Below are 18,147 nucleotides of genomic sequence, written 5' to 3'. Positions count from 1 at the left end.
AAGCGCAGCGCCGTCCCAATGATCATGCGCTGTGTGGCTGCCTACTTTGACTTGCCAGTAGTTCGACCACCCCTAGACCCGCGAGCATTCCCATGAGTGTCCTGTCTGACGTTCTCGACCTGGTTTTCCGCCGCTCCATGAAAGGACCGATATCGACGTCTTTCGATAGCACTGATTTGCCACACCTGATGGAGGAACTCCTATCTTCCAAGGGGGAAATTACGGGGTTGATGACCGCGAAGCGCATCCTCGACGGATATGCAGCGATGAATGACGACGAGAAGCTAGAGTTCTTCGACACTCTCGCAGACAGGCTAGACATCGATCTTGCGGATGTGGATTCGAGCCTTGCGGCCTTCCGGGCGCAACCAACCGGGCGTGCGTATGAGGCCTTTCTGAAAGCAGCCGAGCCACGGCGCCAGGAGCTAGCGCGCCGCCTAAACAGGGTGCCGGATGCAACGCGCCAGTTGGTCGAAATGCGTGCGGATCTTTTGCGCCTGGTGAGCCCTGATAGTGCATCCTTTCGAATCGACTGCGACTTCAGCCATTTGTTCGCCAGCTGGTTCAACCGCGGTTTTCTGGTCCTGCGGCGCATAAGCTGGGAGAGCCCGGCCCACATTCTGGAGAAGATCATCCGGTATGAGGCAGTGCATGCCATCTCGTCCTGGGATGACTTGCGCCGGCGCGTCGAGCCCGAGGACCGTCGGTGTTTTGCCTTTTTTCACCCAGCGATGCCTGATGAGCCTCTGATCTTCGTAGAGGTTGCGCTGACAAAAGGGATAGCAAATTCGATCCAGGCGCTGCTTTCAGAGCAGCGACAGCCTTTGCCCTCCCATCAAGCCGATACTGCTATCTTTTACTCCATTTCCAACTGTCAGGCTGGTCTTGCCGGCATTTCTTTCGGCAATTCGCTCATCAAGCAGGTGGTCAATGACCTCACGGCGGAACTGCCTGGCATTGCAACTTTTTCCACTCTTTCACCCATACCCTTGTTCCGCCGCTGGCTGAAATCGCAGGGAATAGACGTGGCTCAGCTCCCGAAAGATCAGCTCTTGGCGGCGGCAGCGCGTTACCTGACCTCCGCACGGCGAGCAGATGGCAATCACTACGATCCGGTCGCCAGGTTCCACTTGGGCAATGGTGCTGTGGTTCATGCCGTCCATGCCGACGCGGATCTGTCGGAGCGAGGGCTTAATGATAGTGCCGCAGTTATGACGAACTATCTCTATGACCTTTCCAGGCTTGAGCAGAACCACGAGAGTTTTGCCAATCAGCGACAGGTGGCCGCTGCGCCGCAGCTTCAAAATCTTGCCCGAACATTCCAGCCAGCCGAGGTTCTTCGAGATGCCTAATCCGCTCTACGACGCGCTTTTTTCACCGGGGCGCGAAAGCGATCGTACTTTTCTCATTACGGCGAACGGGGAGACGATCCGATATCGTGACTTCCATGCCTTGGCTTCACGCCAAGCGAATGTGCTTGTTAAAGCCGGTCTAGAGCCTGGAGATCGGCTGGCCGTTCAGGTCGAAAAGACGCCGGAGGCACTTGCTGTCTACGCAGCTTGCGTCATGGCTGGCATCGTGCTGCTGCCACTGAACACGGCCTATACGATGACTGAAATTGACTATTTCATATCGGACAGTGGCGCTCGAGTTGTCGTATGCGATCCTGGCATGGCAGATGGGCTAAAGCAGCGGGATATTACGGTTCTAACGCTTGACGCCGCGGGGATGGGGACCCTTTCCGAGCGCGCTGAACGAGAATTGCCCACATTTTCGGTCGTAGAGCGTGGTGGCGAGGATCTCGCTGCACTGCTTTACACTTCCGGCACCACGGGACGTTCAAAGGGCGCAATGCTTAGCCATGCGAACCTCCTGTCGAACGCGAAGACTCTCGCTGAGCTCTGGCGTTTTCAAAGCGACGACGTGCTACTGCACGCTCTGCCCATCTTTCATACCCATGGGCTATTCGTCGCCTGCAATGTAACTTTGATGGCTCAGGCTGCCATGATCTTTCTGCCCAAGTTCGATCTCTCAAGCATGTTGCAACTGATCCCGAAAGCGACTGTTTTGATGGGGGTTCCCACCTTTTACACTCGTCTGCTTGCGGACAAACGCTTCACCCGCGATCTCGTCTCGCATATGCGCCTGTTCGTATCGGGTTCAGCCCCATTGTTGGCTGAGACCCATGTAGATTTTGAAGCTCGGACCGCACATAGGATCCTTGAGCGCTATGGCATGACCGAGACCAACATGTCCGTGTCGAACCCTTATGATGGCGAGCGCCGACCAGGGACAGTCGGCTTTCCGCTGCCAAACGTTGAGCTGCTGATTACCGATCCGGATACCGGCGTAGTGCTCCCAGCCGGTCAAACCGGCATGATCGAGGTTCGCGGACCCAACGTTTTCAAAGGTTACTGGGGCATGCCAGAGAAAACCAAGGCAGAATTGCGCGACAACGGGTTCTTCATTACCGGTGACATCGGACGGGTTGACGAGGATGGTTATGTCCATATCGTTGGAAGGGCAAAAGACCTGATCATCTCTGGCGGGCTAAACATCTACCCGCGTGAGATTGAGGCACTGCTCGATGAGCAGCCCGGAGTTTTAGAAAGTGCGGTGATCGGTGTGCCGCATCCAGACTTTGGTGAGGCGGTTCTAGCATTCGTCGTTCCAAAGCCGGGCCACGAGCCCGATTTAGCTGCGATCACCAAGGTTTCGTCGGAGAATTTGGCACGCTTTAAGCAGCCAAGAGAACTAATTATTCTCGCTGAGTTGCCCCGGAATACGATGGGGAAAGTCCAAAAGTCGTTGCTTCGAGCGACATACAATGATCGTTTTGGGTAATAGCATTCAGGAACGCATGGCTTCGTTTGGTTCGCGGTCCAATCTTAATGTGGCAAGCATGCGCCGCGTGATTGTTGGATTTGGGGTGGGGGTTGTCCGTTCGATTCCCATCAAGGCGAAGACTGCGTCTTAGCCGCAACTGACATCACTGTTTGCTAAACGTGTCTCCTTCGCGAACGCCAGCGACCGGATTCCAGAGCCGACAGATATGGCGCCAATCTGTGTCGGCTTTCAGCTTTAATTCTCTTCCACCAAGCCGCATGCAGGTGCGAAGGCGAGCTGATTACGGAGGATGGGGGACGCGGCCTCCTGAAGAACCTCCCAGTCGCTTGTAGCAACATTATATAGTTGATTGTGATTGACAGTGAAGCAGCTTCGGGGGGGGCGTGAAGCTCCATGGGGGAGCCGGATAGGCTCGCGAAGACGCCCCCCGAGATTCGGTCCCTCAGTCCCATGGGATCTTTCCCAATATTGAGGGATGCCGATGGCACCGTGGTTCGGCAATCACCGGCGATCGTCTACTATATTGAAGACAAGATACCCAGTGCGGATTCCTGCGGGAACACACCAGCTGCGCGGGCCAAGGTCTCCACTCGGGTTGAAGCAGCCTCCGGCCCACCCAAGGTCGAACCGCCCATGACGTGGCGGCCTATTCGATGACTGCGCAAGCCAATCGATCACCGGCATCGCCTGAGGGCTGGCTTTCGTAATCGTCGCCCTTCGCGTGAACCATAAGGGCGCGTCCCTTAATGCCCGTCTCTCCTTCATCCAGCGACACCATGTGATTGAATATCTGAGCGCGCAATGCTCCATCTGAACCGACATACTGGTTGGGCATGTCTCCAGCATGGGGTCCATTGGCAGACTTGTAGCCATGTTCCCTGGAGCCTGGATTGAAGTGACCGCCTGCAGATTCATGATTGGTTTCATGGTCGCAGCTTCCCGTCTCATGGACGTGGAAGGCGACCCATTGATTGGCGGGCAGGCCGGTGACCTCCAACTTGATCAGAACGCCGCCAGCGGCCATACCAGTGAGCTCTGCATTGCCGTTTGCTTGTCCGTCCGCATTGACGAAACTTGCGGAGGCGGTTGCGGCATCCTGTGCAGTGGCTGCACCACCTAATGCGAGTACTGCAACGGTCGTAGAGAATATCTGACGTAGCATCTGTGTTTCCTCCGTTGTGATGTTCATTCCTTGAGAGCTTCACGCAGATCTGCCACCTGGTCTGCGGTGACAGCGCCTGCCTGATTTCCCCAGCTTGAGCGAATGTAACTGACGACGGCGGCGATTTGTTCGTCCGTCAGCTTCCAATCGAAGGCCGGCATAGAAAGTGGCGAAGGGCGGGATTTCGTCGGGACGGAACGTGCGCCTTCAAGAATGACACGAATGACCGTTGTCGCATCGTCATCATTGACCTTGCCTGAGCCAGCCAAAGGGGCGAAGAAACGGGGTACACCTGAGCCATCCGACGTGTGACAAGCGCTGCAGTTGTCAAAGTAGATGGCTTCGCCCGCCTGCATGATCTCAGTGTCAGGTACAGCCGCCTCCTCGCGATCATCGTCGCCTTCGCGGTCCTTCAGATAGGTGGCGATCGCGCGGAGGTCAGCATCGGTCATGTGCTGCGTAGACAGTTCGATAACCTCTGCCATCGTTGAGAATGCTGCAGTATGGACATTCCGGCCAGTCCGGAGAAACTCGACTATGTCGTGCTCAGACCAATGCTCCAAACCTCCATCGCGGCCGCCGCGGATGCTGGGCGCTGCCCAGTTCTCCAACTGGCCGCCCTGCAAATCTTGATCTTTCTTGTCTGCCCCCGCGAGGTTCTTCGGCGTATGACAGCCTGCGCAATGGCCGGGCCCGTTAACCAAATAAGCGCCACGATTCCATTCAGGGCTCTTATCTGGGTCCTCCTCGAACACGCCGGGCTCGAAAAACATCCATTTCCAACCCGAAAGCGTTCTTCGCCAGTTCAGCGGGAACGGTAGTTCGTTTTCCGGCTTTTCCCGCCTGACATGCGGAATGGTGGCGAGATAATCGTAAATGGCGTCGACCTCTGCCCGAGGCATCTTCGTGAAATGCGGATAAGGGAAGGCAGGGTAAAGGTGCGATCCGTCGCGGGCGACACCATTGTGCATGGCGTGCCAGAATTCGTCTTTAGACCACTCCCCGAGACCAGTCGCCGCGTCGAAGGTTATGTTCGGTGCGTAGATGGTGCCGAAGGGCGTTTCCAATCCGCGCCCTCCGGAGAAAGGAGCCTCACCTGGGATCGTGTGACAGCCCTGGCAGTTCCCGGTCGCCACGGCATAACGGCCGCGTTCAACCTGAGCGAACGAGTTGCTTTGCGCCTGAACAGTACCAATCGACGGCACCATCGTCAGCGCGAGCGTCGCAGCCGTGCAAGAGAACGCTTTGCTCATGTCTGCACCAAAGGGCCGGGACTGCGCAGGTACTGTGTGCGAATGGCATCGGCAGCCCAATAGGTGAGGGCAGCCACGGTGCCTGTCGGGTTGTATCCCGCATTCTGAGGGAAAACGCCGGCGCCCATGACGAACAAGTTCGGGACGTCCCAGCTTTGCAGGTACCGATTGACGACGCTATTAGATGGATTGCTGCCCATGATCGTGCCACCGGTGTTGTGGGTCGTTTGGTATGGCATGGAGTCATAGGGACCATCGCGGGTATTGAGCTTGATTTCCCGGCCGCCCATTCGTTCTGCAATCTCCTTCACTCGCTCGGTCAGAAACGCGCTCATCTTCAGATCGTTTGGAGTGAAGTCATAGGTCATCCGCATGAGTGGCCGGCCATAGGCGTCTGTGTATGTCGGATCGAGATCAAGATAATTGGTGGCATAAGCCATGGAAGCTCCATGAGCTCCGACGCTGGTCGACTTGAGGAAATTGTCCTTGACCGCCTTCTTCCAGACCGATCCCCAATTCGGCGTCCCCTCGGGTGTGCGGTGCGTTTCGATCGGACGCGCATTGGTGGTCCAATTGGCAATGTAGCCGCCGCCGATGAAATCCAATCCTGCGTGATCGAAATTGTCACCGTTGAAGTCATCGACGCACATGCCAAGCGCGCCTGCACCGGCAAAGCCATTGGTGTACTTGTCGTCGTAGAAGACTTCCGCCGACGACATGACCTGGTAGCAGTAGTTCTTGCCGATGAGACCCCCTCCGGTAGCGGGATTGTAGATCTCGCCAATACCTGAGAGCATCATCAAATGTGTGTTCCAGAGCTGATAAGCGCATAGGATTACGAGGTCTGCCGGCTGTTCGTACTCGTTTCCCTGGGTATCGACGTGAATGACGCCTGTTGCGCGGCGGCCAGACTTGTCGAGCTTCACCCGCAAAACCTCGTTGTGTGTTTTCAGCTTGAAGTTCGGCTTCGTCATCAAGACGGGCAGGATCGTCGTTTGTGGCGAGGCCTTGGAATAGTTGCCGCAGCCGTACTTCTCGCAGAAGCCGCAATAGGAGCATGGCGCGAGCTGACAGCCCAGCGGGTTCGTATAAGGCTGGCTCATATTCGCGGATGGCCCAGGGAACGGGCTCAGCCCAAGCTCGCGCGTGGCGCGTTCGAATTGATGCTGCGAAAAAGTCATGTGCATAGGCGGATTGGGATATTCCGCACTGCGCCGACCTTCGAAGGGATTGCCTCCCTGTTGGATTCGGCCGTTCACATTACCGGCCTTGCCTCCAATGCCGCAGAGCTTCTCGAAGCGATCGAAATGCGGCTCCAGTTCGTCATAGGTAACGCCGTAGTCCTGCACCGTCATGCCAGCCGGCAATGGACCATAGCGCTCCGTGCTGTGGCTGGCGGCGACAAAATCGCTCGGCAGGAAACGCCATGTCTGGCCGTTCCAGTGAACGCCCGCTCCACCCACGCCTTCTCCAGGAAGAAACGAACCCCAGCGTCGCATTGGCAGTGCCACCTGGCCGCGGTTATTGCGGAAGGTCAGGGTATTGCGAGAGTTGTTAGCGAACATCTCCTTGCGCCAGTACCAGCGCAATTCATCTGGAGCGAGGGTGGGAGGAAAATCCGTCGGCGTGTCTCGCCATGCCCCGCGCTCGATCGCCAAGACCTCAAGGCCTTCATCCGTCAGTTCCTGCGCGAGAATGGCCCCCGTCCAGCCGAAACCAACGAGTACAACGTCAACTGGGGGTAGCTTCCGCGCCATTTTTTCCTCCGTCTAGCCTGCCGCACGGGGCGGGTCAGGCGGGGTTCCAGCCCGGTCTGCCCTTCAGGCTAACCGGCTCAAGCTCGATACGTGCTCCGTTGTGGTCGAGAAAGTCGCGATAGTCGTAGCGCGCCCCAGGGAAGCCAACGAGCTTCCAGCCAACCATGTCGCGATTGCCGCCGTAGATGGGATCGCAGAAAAAACCTTCGATGGCATTGTCCAAGATGAGATCGAAGAAGGCCTGGGCAGAGACACCGTCCAGCTCAAGCTCGCCGTCGTCCATCCGCTTAAGAATCTCGTCCTGCTCATCCTCCGACAGATCTGCAAATGATCGGTTGCCGTAGGCGTCACGACAGTGTGCGTCGATAGCTTCGAGCGCTGCTCGGTAAAGTCCTGCCGGAGGATGCTCGGACTGATAGCCTTGACCGTCGAAGCCTTCCTCGAAAGGTCCTTGCATGTACCAGCGCTCGCCGCGACCGTAAAAGCCCGCCATCTGGCTGTCGATAAAGTCGACGACACCGGCTTCGCGAGCGCCCGGACCGCTCTCGTCAGATGGGATCAAACGAGCCACAATCGCATCCACACATCGCCGTTCTTGTTCTGTAAAGAACCTCAATAGGGGATAGGAGGGCGGAAGGTCGGCGCGAGAGGGCGTCCAGGGAACCTTGCCAGTGGTCGACTGAGCCAAAGCTGAAGGCACGTACAAGGCGGTGGTCGCCGCCATCATACCTGATAGGAACTGCCTCCTCTTGAGTCCATCGAACGCCAAAGCCGCCTTCCTTTCGAGATCCGAACACATAAAGCGCAAGGTGGTTCCAAATATCAGTTCTGCTCTATTGCCACGAGGCAGTACGCATTAAGTCTTCCTGTGGGCGCCGGGTCCCCAACCGGAAAAAATCACCTCTTTTGCGTGCGCCGGGAGAGCCGCCAGTTACGTGTTGATGAGCAGTCATCGGCAAGACTGTTCAATTCACGCCAATGAGGCGGATCACGTTTCTGCTCAGTTGAGCAGGTTTAACTCGCTCGCCTATGGCGAGTGCCACGGGCAGTCGTGGGGCCAACATCGTCAGAGGAGCACTGGGCTCGGCACTACTTCCACGCCGATGTTCCCCCAGCTGTCCACTTTCAAGCCAGCTGGCAAAACTTCCATAATTAACGGTTACGCCACATTGACGTCTTCGCGGCCTGCGTTGGCACCCTTCATGCAAACGGCCCATGGTTTCTCATTAAAAAGGGGTGCCTCTAGGGTTTCAGATGGTCATAGCTTGACTTTCAATTGGTCATCCGCGTATTTGCGAATGGTCATCGAAGGAGTATCGCTGTGGCGCATTATCCGAGGCTTGTCGAGCAACGCGTAGCCGACGCCATGTCGGACACTCGAGTTGTGCTCATCGTTGGGCCCCGCCAATCCGGGAAGACGACCCTGGCAAAGAAGATCGCCACCCAGGCCATGGAGTACTACACTCTTGATAATGCGACCACCCTGGACGCAGCGCGGGACGATCCTGTTGGTTTTGTCAGACGTATAGATCGGGCTGTTATCGATGAGATCCAGCGTGCTCCCGAGCTTCTGCTGGCAATCAAGGAAAGCGTCGATACCGATCAGCGTCCGGGACGCTTCCTTCTGACCGCTTCAGCCAATCTCATGACCCTGCCGCGCGTGTCGGACTCGCTCGCAGGGCGGATGGAGGTGGTTCGCTTGCTTCCGCTCGCGCAAAGCGAGATGAGAAATGCCAGCAGCAACTTTCTGCGCGACGCCTTTCAGAATGAAGCCAAGGGCGGAGAAGCAATCATCGGCGATGATCTTTTGGCGGCGGTGCTGGCCGGTGGATACCCTGAGGCTTTGGGCCGAAGAACTCTGAGTCGCAGACAGGACTGGTACGAGGACTATGTCGAAGCGATCGTCCAACGCGACGTGCGCGATGTTGCGCAGATCGAACAGATTGCACAAATGCCCCGCTTGCTGCGCATCTTGGCAGAGCATTCTGGACAACTGGTGAACTATTCCGGTATCGGCGCCGCTATCGGGATGAATCACGTTACAACGCAGAAGTATGTCGGCATATTCGAGAGCCTTTTCCTTGTCCGAACAGTTCAGCCCTGGTTTTCCAACAAGCTAAAACGCCTGACTAAGACCCCCAAAATCCATTTCTTCGATTCTGGCCTTCTCGCATCTCTGCGCGACCTCTCTCTTGATAGACTCCGCCATGACAGGGGGCAGTTTGGTGCGTTGCTGGAAACTTTCGTATTCGGAGAGATTCTGAAACTCGCCAGTGCCGCGGATACCCGATTTGAGTTTTCGCATTTTCGTGACAAGCAGCAGAACGAAGTCGATATTGTTATAGAGGATAGGCGGGGAAGGATTGTCGGTATCGAGATCAAAGCTGCAGCATCCGTTACGAGTTCTGATTTTTCTGGGCTCCGAATTCTGGCTGAAACAACGGGGGAACAATTTGTTTCAGGTATGGTCTTGTATGACCATGACAAAGTGATCCCATTCGGCGAGCGTTTGTCCGCTGTGCCAATCTCGGCGTTGTGGCATTAGCTGGAAATACGATTGGCGCTCCACATCTCAGCATTAGTGAGAATTTGGAGACAAGGACCTGATCTCTCGTTCGATTTCCACTCAAGGCGAAGGTGCGCAATTGTGGCGTAGTTTCGCGCCCTCTCCTTCTGTACTTGTGACAAGAGAGGAGCAGCAAAAGACAAGGCTGGGCATTAGTGCATGATATAAGGGGCGGCCCTGCATGTTGCAGGGCCGTCCCAGATTCTTGCGTGAGCCTCTTGAAGGACTGGATCCGCTTTGCGCCTTCAATCCGGACATTCACCAGCTTAATTCACGGCTTCTGAAGCCGCCGCTCAACGCGGCACGTCAGCGGCGTTCCTTTGCGGAGGCGAGAGACGGAAGCGGTGATTTAGTTCGCAGGCGGGTTCACTGTCAGCGCGTTAATTAAGCGAGCTTATCTAAGTCTGTCGATTAATTAAATGAAATGCGCCTTGCTTAAATAACGGGCGCGGCTGATATTTGGGTATGTCTGATTCCCAATCCGAAAGCCGCCTGGGTCGTTTCGTCGAGACGGTCGCCGCCAGTGAAACGGTGCGTGCGTTCGTGCCCCCACCATTGCCGCCCGAACCGGCCATTGATGTGCTTTCGTTGTTAGAGCGCCTCAGCTTGGCTGAGCGCGCGCTGGGACGTCTGGATGGTATCACAATGCTGCTGCCGAGACAGGAGCTGTTTCTGTATATGTATGTGAGAAAGGAAGCTGTTCTTTCCTCGCAGATTGAAGGCACACAGTCCACGCTTTCTGATCTCTTGCGGTTTGAGACCGAAGCTCAAGCCGGGCAGCCGGTGGACGATATCCGTGAAGTATCCAACTATGTTAACGCCATGATGTATGGTTTGGAGCGGCTGGAAACGCTGCCCATGTCGTTGCGTCTGATCCGTGAGATGCACGCCAGGCTCCTGCAGAGTGGACGAGGAGGCACCAAGGATCCTGGAGAGTTTCGCCGCTCGCAGAATTGGATAGGTGGGACGCGGCCCGGTAACGCACTCTTTGTACCGCCGCCCGTCACTGAAATGGCCGGTTGCCTGGATGCGTTCGAGCGCTTCATGCATGACGACCAATCGCGTCTACCGGCGCTAATCAAAGCTGGCCTGCTGCATGTGCAGTTTGAAACGATCCATCCGTTTCTCGATGGCAATGGTCGCATCGGCCGTCTGCTTGTAACCCTGTATCTTTGCATAAACGCGGTTTTGCGAAAGCCGCTGCTCTACCTCAGCCTCTATCTAAAGTCCCATCGGAGAGAATATTATCGGTTATTGCAGGAGGTCCGTGAGCATGGAAATTGGGAAGCTTGGCTGGACTTTTTCCTGGCCGGCGTTGCCGATACTGCCAATCAAGCGTTTGAGGCTGCGACCCAGATCATCGACCTTTTCAAAGAAGATCGCGAGCGGATCACGATGGAGAGCGATAGAGCGGGGTCGGCCCTTCGTATTCACGAGCTTTTCCAGCAGAATCCTTTTCACACGGCGAACCAGATTGTTCAGGTAACGGGGCTGTCGGCACCAACGGTCAACGCCGCACTCGCCGATCTAGAGCGATTGGGCATCGTTGAAGAGGTTACCGGCCGTAAGCGTGGCCGCGTGTTCAGCTATCGACGATATCTCGCAATTCTAAGCGAAGGCACCGATCCTTTGCCTCTCAATTCATGACAAATAGATGGTGCGGAGGTTTGATTTTCATCAAGAGCGTGATCCATTCCTCCACCATTTGTACGCAACCCGCTTCAGCGATTTAATGCGCCCGCTTTATCTGGCAATCGCTAGAGGTTTTCCGGTTGGTTCATGCTGCATGACGTCCATCGGCAAACCATAGATGCGCTGCAGTGTTTCCGGCGTCATGACCAACTCTGGCGCCCCTTGCATGATCAACTGGCCGGAATGAAGAGCGATTATGGCGTCACAGAACCGCGCCGCCATGTTCACGTCATGCAGGACGATGATCATGCCGAGGCCTTTTTCATGAGACAGTTTCCGCACCAGAGAAAGAACCTCTATCTGATGAGCGATGTCGAGGGCCGAGATTGGTTCGTCGAGCAACAGGCATTCTGTATCCTGAGCCACCAGCATGGCGAGCCAGGCGCGTTGTCGTTCGCCGCCGGAAAGGGTGTCGACGAGGCGGTCGGCGAGGGGCGTGACACCGGTCAATGCCATCGCCTCGTCGGTCTTTTGCCTGTCCATCTCGCCGAACCGACCGAGGGCCCCGTGCCAGGGATATCGTCCAAGCGATACAAGTTCGCGGACGGTCATTCCCGCCGCCGAGGGTAAATGCTGCGCCAGATAGGCGACCTTGCGCGCCAACGGCCGGTCGCTCCAGGTGTCGAGGGGCCGACCGTCCAGAGTGATGATACCGCTGCTGGGCGCTTGTTGACGCGCCAGCAGCTTCAGAAGCGTCGATTTGCCGGAGCCGTTGTGTCCGATCAGTCCGAGAACCTGGCCATTCATCGGGATCTCGAGCGTCAGTGGTGCAAGAATGGGCCGCTCGGCCACGTTGAAGGCGACGTTGGAAAGAGAGAAGGTCGATCTCTGTCTGTTCAAGGTTTGATCCTCTTTACTCGATCTGGGCAGAGACTGCCGCAATCCTCGATGCCCCGAACCCGATCCCTCAGGCAGCAGACTTTCCGGCGGCGCACGCGCAGCCCGTTCTCCTCGACGTAGCGGATGGCATCCGTCATCGGGGCGGGCAGGGCAAAGCCAGGGTTTCCCCCGGGAAGCTGCCGGACAATCCACTCGAGATAATGCGCTGCGTTGCCCCAGAAGACTTTCCTCGACAATCCACTCCAATGTGCCAGGGCATCGACGAGCGCGGTCAGGTGGGTCGAGACGAGCAGGGCGGCTGCCTGGCCTGCGTCCTCGGCGGTGAAAGAAGATGGGAGACGCATTGCGACAGGTTCGCCGTCTTCATCGACGACAATTGCTATGGTCTCGATGTCTGCTTTCACGGCTCTTCCTCCGATCATCGACAGCGCCATGACGGGGATGATCACCGTCGCCAGATATTTCTGCGACCAAAGGGAAACCAGATGACGGTCGGGTTCGACGCCGAAGCGGCGGGCATAGCTTTGGATGATGACCGCAAAGGTGTCGGCTTCCAGAACGTCTACGGACGGCACGATCCTGCGAATTTCCGGACCACAGGACAGTCTGTCCCTGATCGGTGCCAGCGGACCGCTCAATCCTTGGAGCAGATCCTGCGGACTGCTGATCCCGCTCATGGGTGTCTCCGGTAAAGAAGCCAGAGGAAGTAAGGGCCACCAACAAAGGCTGCCAGGACGCCCGCCGGGATCTCGTAGGGGAAGTGAATGCTGCGACCGAGCCAGTCAGCCGCCGTCATCAAGGCTGCTCCGATGGAGGCCGCGCACAAGGCTCGGTTCAGCGGTTTTGGAGGCGTGATCATCGCCGCGGTATGGGGCGCGATCAGTCCGACGAAGCTCAAGGGGCCGACGATCAAGGTCGCGCTGGCTGTCAGGACGGCAGCAAGCGACAGGAGCGCGGTCCGGGACCGTCCTGGGGCAAGCCCCAGTTCGCGCGCCGCCTGGTCTCCGAGCGGCAGGATTTGCAGCCAGCGCCGAAAAAGCGGAAGCATGGCGAGAGCCACCAAAAACACGGCCAGTCCCGCTAAGCCGGTGATTGCGGTTGCGCGGTAGGTCGGCCCCATCGACCAGGCCAGCACGTAGACCGCACGCGGATCACCGCTTGCGAGCACGAGCGTGATCAGCGTGGCGGCAAAGGTGCCGATGGCGGCGCCCGCGAGCAGGACCGGTCCCGGCGCGTGGGCGGATTTGGCTGTGATGGCCATCATCACCAGAAATGTCGCGAGCGCCCCGCCAATGCCGCCCAGCAACATGATCAGCGGAGAGAAGGTGCCGGCCAGCAGAAGGGTCGCGACAATGCCGAGAGCGGCCCCCGAGCTTACTCCGAGACCTTCGGGGCTTGCCAGCGGATTAGCCGTGACCGACTGCATGATCGTGCCGGCAAGCGCCAGCATGCCGCCGGCCGAGGCCGCTGCCAGAACGCGCGGCCATCGACCCGAAAACAGTTCCGCCGATGGAAGGTTGTCGACGAACAACTGCTCGGTCAGGGAAAAGACGGCGATTACGCCCATCAGAGCTATCGCAATGAGCAAGGCGAAGTATGGCCGATGGCGCGGAATATAGGCTTGCGTGCGGGCTTCGGCCTGAAGCGCCGCCACGGGCATGTTCTTCAAAAGCACAAGCAGCAGGAAGGCACCAAAAAATGCGGTGGCCGTGCCGGTGGGCACCTCGGCGATATAGCGCGCCATGACTAGGACAGTACCATCGGCAAGAAGCAGCAGTGCTCCGCCCAGAAGCGGCGACCACAACAAGCGCTCCGAGAAGGTTCGGGCGCCTGCAAATCTCGCCAGGTGCGGCGCCGCAAGCCCGATGAAGGCGATGACGCCGACCCTTGCCACGACGAAGGCGGCGAGAACCGATGCGAGAAACAAGGCGGCCAGCCTCAGTGTCCGGATGGGTACGCCGAGACTGCGGCCGCTTGCATCGTCGAGCCCGGCAATCGCCAGCGGTCGGGCGAGAAGCACAAGCATCGGGATGCAGACGGCCAAACGCCAGGCCAGTGCCACGGCATTGGAAAAGTCGTTCTGAACGAGCGAGCCGCTGGCCCAGATGAAAACAGAGCGCAGATATTCATGATTGAAGAGCGCAAGGACGACCGATGCAGTGCCTGCAAAGAAACTGACGATCATGCCGGCGAGGAGCATGGTGACCGGGGAAAAACCTCCTTTCAACGCGAGCAGCATGACAAGCCCCAGCGTCGCTAGGGCTCCGGTGATCGCGGCTAACTCGATGGACCAAACCGCCATGCCCGGTGCGGCGAGTGCCGCGAGCGTGATGGCAAGCTGAGCGCCGGACAGAAGTCCCAGCGTGCTGGGTTCGGCGAGCGGGTTCTTCAGAACCTGCTGGAAGACCACACCTGCCAAGGACAGGGCAGCTCCAGCAAACAGCGCCACAAAAATGCGGGGAAGAAGGGCGTAGTGCAGATAGGTTTCGCCAAAGCTGTCCGGCGCAGGATCGAGGATCGCCGCTATGATGCGGGACAGGGGAACATGGCTGCTGTAGCCCAGAATGGTCAGCGCCAGTGCAGACAAAAGCAGCAATATGAACAGAAGGAAGGGTCGGTGCCTCATGCCGGTTGCAGCGCCTTTCCGAGGATGGTCGCAAAGCGCATCGCAGACGGCAGCGCGCCGAAGACCCAAGTCGGCGGGATGGTCACAACCCGGTTTGCCTTTACGGATGGAATTGCTCTCCACAAATCGCTTCCAACAAGTTTCTCGGGTGGGCCCGGCTCGATGATGACGAGCCTTGCCTCCGGGTTTCGTGCAATCGTATCCAGCCCCGACGTCGAGAAACCCCATTGATTGCCAGTCTCGGTCCAGGCGTTTTCAAGGCCGAGTTTGCCCAGTACGTCATGAAACAGACTGCCAGGGCCGTATATGTCGAGGATGCGCTCGTCAGCGAATTTGACGATCAGCAGAGGGCTTCCGTCATAGGAATGCAGACTGGTTCGGATTTCTGACAGTGTCTGCTCGAACAAGGCCTTGTATTGGAGGGCTTGCTGCTCGCGCTGCAATTGCGCGGCGATAGCATCGAGGCCGGCTTCAGCAAGTTGCAGCGGGCGGCGCTCAGCTGTGAAAAGCGGCAAGGCCAGTGTCGGCGCGATCGGCTCAAGCGATGCCGCCTGCACGCCATAACCAGCTTGGGTGAGGATCAGATCCGGTTGAAGGGATTTGAGCAGCTCCATGTTGGGCCATGAGCGCAAGCCAAGGTCGATCACGTCGCTTGGCATTTCAGGCGTGACCACGCGTTCCCTGTAGAGTTCGGCCTCCGCAATCGCATAGGGGCGAGAACCAAGCGCTAGCAGGGTTTCGGCCCAGGCCCAGTCGAGCACGGCAATCCGAGGCTTGGTCGCATCTGCGAAGGCATACTTCGGTATGGTCACAAGGGCCAGGATCGCGGCGGAAAAGCTCCGCCGCGACAAGGCTTGATTGGAACTGCGTTTCACGGAGACCGTCACCAGCTGTATTTCAGCGTTCCGTAGACCGTGCGCCCTTCGCCCCAATAGCAACCGGTGGTGCCGATGCAGGAGGAGACATACTTCTTGTCGAAGAGGTTGCTGACGTTGAGAGAGGCCTTGAGCCCCTCCATCTTGGGATCCGCCTTGCCGAAATCGTATCGGAGGGCCGCATCGAACAGGGTGTAGCCGGGCACATCATAGACATTGGCATTGTCGCCGTAGGTCTGGCCGACATAACGCGCGCCGCCGCCGAAGCTCAGACCGCCCCAGGCGCTATCGGACTGGACGCTATAATCCAGCCAAAGAGCCGCCTGGTGTTCCGGCACGAATGCAAGGCGTTTGCCCTGGTTGCTGACGGCGGAGGCATTCGGATTGTCGCGGGTGATTTCGCTGTCGGTATAGGCGTAGGAGGCAATGACCGAGAAAGCATCATTGAGTTCGGCCTTGCCTTCAAGCTCGAGACCGCGCATGCGCACCTCGCCTGTCTGCACACGGTAGCTGGTGTTCACCGGGTCCGGCGTCAGCACATTCTGCTGCGTCAACTGGTAGGCCGACACGGAGATGAAGCTGTTCATGCCTTCAGGCTGGTATCTCATGCCGACCTCGAACTGCTCGCCCGTAGTGGGGTCGAACGGTACGCCGAGCCTGCTGGTGCCGCTCGCCGGATTGAACGAGGTCGAATAGCTCGCATACGGAGAGAAGCCGTTGTCGAAATTGTAGACGAGTCCGGTTCGCCAGGTGAACTTGCCATCGTTCTGGTCGACGGTCGTATCCGCGCTGCTGGTCCGGTTGCGCGTTTCCGTGCTGGCCCAGTCATACCGGCCGCCAAGCGAAAAGACCGCCTTGCCCCATTCGATCTGGTCTTGCGCGTAAAGGCCTGCCTGCGAACGATCCTGATCGATGCGAAGTGCCGTTGCCGGTCTCGTGATGCTTGTTGCACCGTAAACCGGGTCGTAAACGTTGAAGGGTGTGGTGATCACCGACAGGGCCGATTCCTCGAAGCGGCTGTCCTCAAAGGAATAGTCCAGGCCGAAGATTGCGGTATGGGACGCGTCCCCGGTCGAGAAGCGGGCGATTGCCTGATTGTCGACGGTGAAGAGACGCGAGCTTTCCGGGAAGGCCCAGGCATAGCGCAAGAGGGATGAAGGGTGGCACGAGGCAGCCGAGGCGCAATAGGCCTGCACGCGCTGGGTGTCGGTGTCGACATATCCGTAACGCAGGTTCTGTTTGAAGGTCCACATCTCGTCGAATTCATGGGCGAACTCGTAGCCGACGAAAGCCTGCTCGTTCCGGAAGCGATCATAGCCAGGTTCCCCGAGGAAGGCGTCGCGCGGCAGTTCGGCATAGACATCCGTGTAGAGTGTACCATTCGCCGGCAGCGCCGGGGCGCCACCGCCACCGGGAGAATCGATGTTCTGGTATTCGCCCAGAATGGTCAGCGACGTTCCGCCATACGGCTGGAAGGTGAAGGAAGGCGCGATATAGCCCTTACGCTCCTCGACATAGTCGTACTGCGTATCGCTCAGCCGGCCGACGCCGACCATGCGATAGAGCAACGTTCCTTCTTCATCGAGCTTTCCGCCGACATCGAAAGCTGCCTGGAAGCGATCGTGAGTGCCATACTGCAGTTCGACTTCCCTGATTTCCTCATCGCGAGGACGCTTGCTCACCATGTTGAGCATGCCGCCGGGCAAGCCCTGACCGTAAAGCACGGAAGCCGGGCCCTTCAGGATCTCGGTACGCTCCAGACCATAGGGCTCGATCTTCGGCTGGGAGTATCCGCGCGCACCGAAGGGAAGCCGCAATCCATCGCGGTATCGGCCCGGCACGAAACCGCGAACGGTCAACCAGTCATGCCTGACATCGGTATCCGAATACTGCGCCACGACGCCCGGCGTATAGCGCAGGACCTGGGTTACGGTTGCGGCACCCTGCGCTTCCATCTGGTCTCGGGTGACGACGTTGACGGCCTGCGGCGTGTTCTTTAGCGGTGTGCCGGTCTTCGTCCCGGTCGCACTTTGGGTTGCCACGATGCCATCGACCGGCCCCCAGGCGTTTTCTCCTTGGACCTCGATCGTGTTCAACTGCGTCGAGCCGTCACTGGCTAGATTGCCGACGCCTGGCGCCGGTGCCGAAATCGCGACCGTGCCGACATTCGGAAAGGAATAGGTGAGGCCGGAGCCGGCAAGGATTTCGGCAAGCGCCTGTTCGCGCGGTGCCGAGCCGGAAAATCCGGGGGACGTCTTGCCCGTCGCCGCGGCTGACAGATAGGTGACCTGCAAGCCGGCCTGCCGACCGAAGATGGTCAGGGCGCGGTGCAGTGGGCCGGCTGGAACGGAAAAGGACGTCTGCGCGCGGCTTTGCGCAAAGGCCTGATCGACTGGGGCGGTCAGGCCTGCGCCGACCGCGGTCGACACCAGAAGCGCGGCCGCCAGCGCTCTCACCTTGCCATTGAAAACTCTACGATTAAAACCGTGCCCCATAGCCTCTAACCTCTCCAACTCTGCAACGCGTGTG

The 18,147-nt window shown here is 58.1% G+C and carries 14 protein-coding genes; 5 read left to right on the top strand and 9 right to left on the bottom strand.

The features are described 5' to 3' along the window. Positions 1-92 precede the first annotated feature (92 nt). The 3 genes from D4A92_RS22145 to D4A92_RS25350 all read left to right on the top strand — a co-directional run bounded on the left by D4A92_RS22145 (position 93) and on the right by D4A92_RS25350 (position 3,504). On the top strand, positions 93-1,352 hold the full coding sequence (locus D4A92_RS22145; protein WP_203020680.1) for a malonyl-CoA decarboxylase: 1,260 nt from the start codon (positions 93-95) through the stop codon (positions 1,350-1,352). Then, positions 1,345-2,844: a malonate--CoA ligase gene (locus D4A92_RS22140; protein WP_203020678.1), complete on the top strand. Its 1,500-nt coding sequence runs from the start codon at positions 1,345-1,347 to the stop codon at positions 2,842-2,844. Before D4A92_RS22145 ends, D4A92_RS22140 begins: the two co-directional genes overlap by 8 nt. A 396-nt stretch (positions 2,845-3,240) precedes the next feature. Further along, positions 3,241-3,504 (top strand): hypothetical protein, encoded by a 264-nt coding sequence (locus tag D4A92_RS25350; RefSeq protein WP_425959047.1) that lies wholly within the window; start codon positions 3,241-3,243, stop codon positions 3,502-3,504. Here D4A92_RS25350 and D4A92_RS22130 read toward each other — a convergent pair. The 4 genes from D4A92_RS22130 to D4A92_RS22115 are packed head-to-tail and all read right to left on the bottom strand — an operon-like array spanning position 3,494 to position 7,743. Beyond that, positions 3,494-4,009 carry a superoxide dismutase family protein gene (locus tag D4A92_RS22130; RefSeq protein WP_203020903.1) on the bottom strand — a complete coding sequence of 172 codons (516 nt, stop codon included), beginning with the start codon at positions 4,007-4,009 and terminating at the stop codon, positions 3,494-3,496. The two genes, D4A92_RS25350 and D4A92_RS22130, sit on opposite strands and share 11 nt — an antisense overlap. A gap of 23 nt (positions 4,010-4,032) precedes the next feature. Continuing rightward, the gene (locus D4A92_RS22125; RefSeq protein WP_246754155.1) at positions 4,033-5,262 is read right to left on the bottom strand and encodes a c-type cytochrome; all 1,230 of its coding nucleotides are present in this window, start codon (positions 5,260-5,262) and stop codon (positions 4,033-4,035) included. Further along, the gene (locus tag D4A92_RS22120) at positions 5,259-7,019 is read right to left on the bottom strand and encodes a GMC family oxidoreductase (protein ID WP_203020674.1); all 1,761 of its coding nucleotides are present in this window, start codon (positions 7,017-7,019) and stop codon (positions 5,259-5,261) included. Before D4A92_RS22120 ends, D4A92_RS22125 begins: the two co-directional genes overlap by 4 nt. Positions 7,020-7,053: 34 nt before the next feature. After that, positions 7,054-7,743: a gluconate 2-dehydrogenase subunit 3 family protein gene (locus tag D4A92_RS22115; RefSeq protein ID WP_246754154.1), complete on the bottom strand. Its 690-nt coding sequence runs from the start codon at positions 7,741-7,743 to the stop codon at positions 7,054-7,056. 597 nt (positions 7,744-8,340) lie between these two features. Between D4A92_RS22115 and D4A92_RS22110 the strand changes: the two genes are divergently transcribed. Together D4A92_RS22110 and D4A92_RS22105 are read left to right on the top strand one after the other, a co-directional pair. Next, complete coding sequence (locus D4A92_RS22110) at positions 8,341-9,564, top strand: ATP-binding protein (RefSeq protein WP_203020670.1); 1,224 nt, start codon at positions 8,341-8,343, stop codon at positions 9,562-9,564. Positions 9,565-10,050: 486 nt separating this feature from the next. Then, a complete protein-coding gene (locus tag D4A92_RS22105; protein ID WP_203020668.1) occupies positions 10,051-11,232 on the top strand; it encodes a Fic family protein in 1,182 nt (393 codons plus the stop codon). A gap of 96 nt (positions 11,233-11,328) precedes the next feature. Here D4A92_RS22105 and D4A92_RS22100 read toward each other — a convergent pair whose 3' ends face one another. Genes D4A92_RS22100 through D4A92_RS22080 form a run of 5 tightly spaced genes read right to left on the bottom strand, consistent with a single transcriptional unit; the run spans position 11,329 to position 18,113 of the window. Then, complete coding sequence (locus tag D4A92_RS22100) at positions 11,329-12,117, bottom strand: ATP-binding cassette domain-containing protein (protein ID WP_203020666.1); 789 nt, start codon at positions 12,115-12,117, stop codon at positions 11,329-11,331. Beyond that, a complete protein-coding gene (gene fhuF, locus D4A92_RS22095; RefSeq protein WP_203020664.1) occupies positions 12,114-12,794 on the bottom strand; it encodes a siderophore-iron reductase FhuF in 681 nt (226 codons plus the stop codon). Before fhuF ends, D4A92_RS22100 begins: the two co-directional genes overlap by 4 nt. Beyond that, positions 12,791-14,743, bottom strand: coding sequence for a Fe(3+)-hydroxamate ABC transporter permease FhuB (fhuB, locus tag D4A92_RS22090; protein ID WP_203020662.1), 1,953 nt, complete (start codon positions 14,741-14,743; stop codon positions 12,791-12,793). The genes fhuF and fhuB overlap by 4 nt, the downstream gene beginning before the upstream one ends. Then, positions 14,740-15,618 carry an ABC transporter substrate-binding protein gene (locus tag D4A92_RS22085; protein WP_246754153.1) on the bottom strand — a complete coding sequence of 293 codons (879 nt, stop codon included), beginning with the start codon at positions 15,616-15,618 and terminating at the stop codon, positions 14,740-14,742. Before D4A92_RS22085 ends, fhuB begins: the two co-directional genes overlap by 4 nt. Before the next feature lie 8 nt (positions 15,619-15,626). After that, positions 15,627-18,113: a TonB-dependent siderophore receptor gene (locus D4A92_RS22080; protein WP_203020658.1), complete on the bottom strand. Its 2,487-nt coding sequence runs from the start codon at positions 18,111-18,113 to the stop codon at positions 15,627-15,629. Positions 18,114-18,147 lie beyond the last annotated feature (34 nt).

The organism is Rhizobium rosettiformans (assembly GCF_016806065.1).
Classification (GTDB): domain Bacteria; phylum Pseudomonadota; class Alphaproteobacteria; order Rhizobiales; family Rhizobiaceae; genus Allorhizobium.
This window is presented reverse-complemented; position numbering and strand designations above follow the sequence as displayed.

What these genes read in the sequence shown, in the direction of transcription:
- D4A92_RS22130 (WP_203020903.1), bottom strand. Translation starts at nt 4,009, where the DNA reads ATGCTACGTCAGATATTCTCTACGACCGTTGCAGTACTCGCATTAGGT.
- D4A92_RS22115 (WP_246754154.1), bottom strand. Translation starts at nt 7,743, where the DNA reads ATGGCGGCGACCACCGCCTTGTACGTGCCTTCAGCTTTGGCTCAGTCG.
- D4A92_RS22145 (WP_203020680.1), top strand. Translation starts at nt 93, where the DNA reads ATGAGTGTCCTGTCTGACGTTCTCGACCTGGTTTTCCGCCGCTCCATG.
- D4A92_RS22080 (WP_203020658.1), bottom strand. Translation starts at nt 18,113, where the DNA reads ATGGGGCACGGTTTTAATCGTAGAGTTTTCAATGGCAAGGTGAGAGCG.
- fhuB (WP_203020662.1), bottom strand. Translation starts at nt 14,743, where the DNA reads ATGAGGCACCGACCCTTCCTTCTGTTCATATTGCTGCTTTTGTCTGCA.
- fhuF (WP_203020664.1), bottom strand. Translation starts at nt 12,794, where the DNA reads ATGAGCGGGATCAGCAGTCCGCAGGATCTGCTCCAAGGATTGAGCGGT.
- D4A92_RS22105 (WP_203020668.1), top strand. Translation starts at nt 10,051, where the DNA reads ATGTCTGATTCCCAATCCGAAAGCCGCCTGGGTCGTTTCGTCGAGACG.
- D4A92_RS22120 (WP_203020674.1), bottom strand. Translation starts at nt 7,019, where the DNA reads ATGGCGCGGAAGCTACCCCCAGTTGACGTTGTACTCGTTGGTTTCGGC.
- D4A92_RS22125 (WP_246754155.1), bottom strand. Translation starts at nt 5,262, where the DNA reads ATGAGCAAAGCGTTCTCTTGCACGGCTGCGACGCTCGCGCTGACGATG.
- D4A92_RS22140 (WP_203020678.1), top strand. Translation starts at nt 1,345, where the DNA reads ATGCCTAATCCGCTCTACGACGCGCTTTTTTCACCGGGGCGCGAAAGC.
- D4A92_RS25350 (WP_425959047.1), top strand. Translation starts at nt 3,241, where the DNA reads ATGGGGGAGCCGGATAGGCTCGCGAAGACGCCCCCCGAGATTCGGTCC.